Source organism: Stenotrophomonas sp. 05L44_2, assembly GCF_056665995.1.
Window position 1 is genome coordinate 1 of the sequence record NZ_JBFTNR010000415.1, and the last position, 3,778, is coordinate 3,778.

A 3,778-nucleotide genomic window follows, 5' to 3' on the forward strand; every position below is an offset into this window, starting at 1 on the left:
ACGAAGCCGTGCTCAGGGGCGGACGTGGCGCTGGCGTTCGGCTGGCGGGGCATCGGTACTCCAAAAGGCAGCCACCCATGGGGTGGCTCTACTACGGCAGCGGCCGGTCACCCATGGCGTGGCTCTACCGGGTTGCAGTAGAGCCACGCCATGCGTGGATGCGGACGCGTCAGGCAGTGCCCAGCGCTTCGGGCAACAGGGCGTCGACGAAGGCTTCCGGATCGAACACGCGCAGGTCCTCCGGGCGCTCGCCGATGCCAGCGAAACGGATCGGAATGCCGAACTCGCGGGCCAGCGCGAACACCACGCCGCCCTTGGCGGTACCGTCCAGCTTGGTCACCACCAGGCCGGTCACCTTGACCGCGGCATTGAACTGGCGCAGCTGCGAAAGCGCGTTCTGGCCGGTGGTACCGTCGATCACCATCAGCACTTCGTGCGGCGCGTTCTCGTCGATCTTGCCGAGCACGCGGCGGATCTTGCCCAGCTCGTTCATCAGCCCGGACTGGGTGTGCAGGCGGCCTGCGGTATCGGCGATCAGTACCGAGGTGCCGCGGGCCTTGCCGGCCTGCAGCGCATCGTAGGCCACCGAGGCGGCATCAGCGTTCTGCCCCTGCGCGACCACGGCCACGCCGTTGCGCTCGCCCCAGATCTGCAGCTGGGCGACGGCGGCGGCGCGGAAGGTATCGCCAGCGGCCAGCATCAGGCTGTGGCCCTCGTCCTTGAAGCGCTTGGCCAGCTTGCCGATGGTGGTGGTCTTGCCGACGCCGTTGACGCCCACGGTCAGCATCACGAAGGGCTTGGCGTTGCGGTCGATGACCAGCGGCTTGGATACCGGCTGCAGGATCGCGATCAGGTCCGCGCGCAGTGCCGCCAGCAGGGCATTGGCATCGATGAACTCGCGCGCCTTCATGCGCTTGCGCAGGTCGGCGATCAGGTCGGTGGTGGCGGCAACGCCAACGTCGGCGGTCAGCAGCGCGGTCTCGATCTCGTCCAGCAGGTCGTCATCGAGCTTGGGGTTGCGCGAGAACAGGCCGCCGAAACTGCGGGCGAACGCACTGTTGCGCAGGCGCTCGCGCCAGCCGGGCTTGCCCGCCGCAGCAGCCGGGGCATCGACCAGTACCGGCAGATCGGCGGCGGGGGCGGCTGGTTCCTGCGCCGGGATGACCGGGGCCAGCGGGGCGAGCACCGCGGCGGCGGCGGCCGCTTCGGCTTCGAAGTTCTCCGGCGCCAGCACGCGGGCGGGCGCGGCTTCGGGGATGGTTTCCTGCGCCGTCCGCAGTGGTGCTTGCGGGGCCGGCGCGATTGACGTTGCGGGCGCAACGACCTCGGGCGTGGCAGCTGGCACAGGCGCTTCCACCATCGGCGGGGCTACCGGTGCGGCCGGGGCCTGCTCGGGTGGCGCTGCCGACGGGAATGCCGCCGCCAGCTCTTCAGCCGAGTAATGCTGGGTCTTGGGCGCGTCCGGTGTGGCGGCGTCCTGGGGCTTCTTGCGGCGGAAAAAACTGAGCATTGGCAAAAGGCGCTGAAATCAGAGGGATATGCTACCACCCGGGCCTGTATGGCCGGCGTGGACTCAAGGTCGCAGCTACGCGGCCGTTAACCGGTCCGGAGGGCTGCGTTGGGTGGCCTGGGAGACCGCCGATGAACGATGTGACAGGTGTTGCGCTCAGCCGGATGCGTGCGGCCCAGCAGGGCGTGCAGGTGGCAGCGCACAATGTGGCCAACCTGGCGACCCCGGATGCGCCACGACTGCAGCTGCAGCGCGATGCCGCAGCGCAGGGCGGGGTGGACACCCGCGTGACGTCCCATGGCGACACCGATCCGACCGCACCGCTGGGCGATCTGTTGGCTGCCAAGGCCGAGGTGGTGGCCTTCGCCGCCAATGCCGCGCTGATCCGCCGCGAGGACCAGATGCTGGGCTCGCTGCTGGATCGGCAGGCTTGATCCGACCGCATCTGGGATGGGTCTGATCCGACCGCATCTGGGACGGGCTTGATCCGACCGGCTCTGGTGCGTGCCTGATCCGACCGGCTCTGGTAGGTGCCAACCTTGGTTGGCACGCTTTTGCAGTCAAGCCCTGCTCGGCAGCTTTTCAAGCGCCAACCAAGGTTGGCATCTACCAGGCCAACAGCAACGCCAACCAAGGTTGGCATCTACCAGGTCAACAGCAGCGCCAGCCAAGGTTGGCATCTACCGGGGCAATGGCGGTGCCAACCGAGGTTGGCACCGCCAGGCCGGGCGATCCCGGCATCGGTCAGGCCGACAGTTCCAGCAGCAGCTTGTTCAGACGGGCCACGTAGGCACCCGGGTCCTTCAGGCTGTCGCCGGCGGCCAGTGCGGCCTGGTCGAACAGCACCCGGCCCAGGTCGTCGAAACGTGCGCCATCGGCTTCGGCATCCAGCTTGGCGATCAGCGGATGACCCGGGTTGATCTCCAGCACCGGCTTGCTGTCGGGTACCTTCTGRCCGCTGGCTTCCAGGATCTGGCGCATCTGCAGGCCCAGGTCCTGTTCGCCGATGGCCAGCACCGCCGGCGAATCGGTCAGGCGGTGCGACACGCGCACTTCGGCCACGTCATCGCCGAGCACGTTCTTCAGGCGCTCGACCAGGCCCTGCTTGTCCTTGGCTGCGGCTTCCTGCTCCTGCTTGTCCGCTTCGCTCTCCAGCGCGCCCAGGTCGAGGTCGCCGCGGGCGATGTCGACGAAGCCCTTGCCGTCGAAATCGGTCAGGTAGCCCATCAGCCACTCGTCGATGCGATCGGTCAGCAGCAGGACTTCGATGCCCTTCTTGCGGAACACTTCCAGGTGCGGGCTGTTGCGCACCTGGCTGTAGCTCTCGCCGGTCAGGTAATAGATCTTGTCCTGGCCTTCGGCCATGCGGCCGATGTAGTCGGCCAACGAGACGGTCTGCGCATCGGCCTCGCCACGGGTGGAAGCGAAGCGCAGCAGACCGGCGACCTTCTCACGGTTGTTGTAGTCCTCGGCCGGGCCTTCCTTCAGCACCTGGCCGAATTCCTTCCAGAACGTGGCGTACTGCTCGGGCTTGTCGCTGGACAGCTTCTCCAGCATGTCCAGCGAACGCTTGGTCAGCGCGGCCTTCATCGAATCGATGACCGGGCCGGACTGCAGGATCTCGCGCGAGACATTCAGCGACAGGTCGTTGGAATCGACCACGCCCTTGATGAAACGCAGGTACAGCGGCAGGAACKRCTCRGCCTGRTCCATSACGAACACGCGCTGCACGTACAGCTTCAGGCCCTTGGGCGCWTCRCGSTGGTACAGGTCGAACGGCGCGCGGCCCGGCACGTACAGCAGCGAGGTGTACTCCAGCTTGCCTTCGACCTTGTTGTGGCTCCACGCCAGCGGGTCGCTGTGGTCGTGGGCGACGTGCTTGTAGAACTCGGTGTACTCCGCATCGCTGATCTCGGTGCGCGGGCGGGTCCACAGCGCGCTGGCGCGGTTGACGGTTTCCCACTCGATCGCGGCGCCTTCTTCGCCGCCTTCCTTGGGCATCTGGATCGGCAGGCCGATGTGGTCGGAGTACTTCTTGAGGATGCTGCGCAGGCGCCAGCCGTCGGCGAAGTCGTGCTCGCCGTCCTTCAGGTGCAGGACGATGCGGGTGCCGCGCTCGGCCTTGTCGATGGTGGCGACATCGAAATCGCCTTCGCCACGCGAGGTCCAGCGCACGCCTTCATTGGCGGCCAGGCCTGCGCGGCGCGAAGTGACTTCCACTTCGTCGGCGACGATGAAGGCGCTGTAGAAGCCGACGCCGAACTGGCC

The 3,778-nt window shown here is 67.3% G+C and carries 3 protein-coding genes; 1 reads left to right on the plus strand and 2 read right to left on the minus strand.

Annotation, left to right across the window (positions count from 1 at the left end; genetic code table 11):
* Positions 1-169: 169 nt before the first annotated feature.
* Positions 170-1,510, minus strand: a complete 1,341-nt coding sequence (gene ftsY, locus AC1VAN_RS14605) for a signal recognition particle-docking protein FtsY (protein ID WP_478013586.1) — start codon at positions 1,508-1,510, stop codon at positions 170-172.
* Between the two features lie 131 nt (positions 1,511-1,641).
* Here ftsY and AC1VAN_RS14610 point away from each other — a divergent pair, with 131 nt between their 5' ends.
* On the plus strand, positions 1,642-1,944 hold the full coding sequence (locus AC1VAN_RS14610; RefSeq protein WP_442252388.1) for a hypothetical protein: 303 nt from the start codon (positions 1,642-1,644) through the stop codon (positions 1,942-1,944).
* 310 nt (positions 1,945-2,254) lie between these two features.
* Here AC1VAN_RS14610 and htpG read toward each other — a convergent pair.
* Positions 2,255-3,778, minus strand: a 1,524-nt coding sequence (gene htpG, locus AC1VAN_RS14615; protein WP_480986065.1) for a molecular chaperone HtpG, incomplete at its 5' end; no start/stop codon positions are given.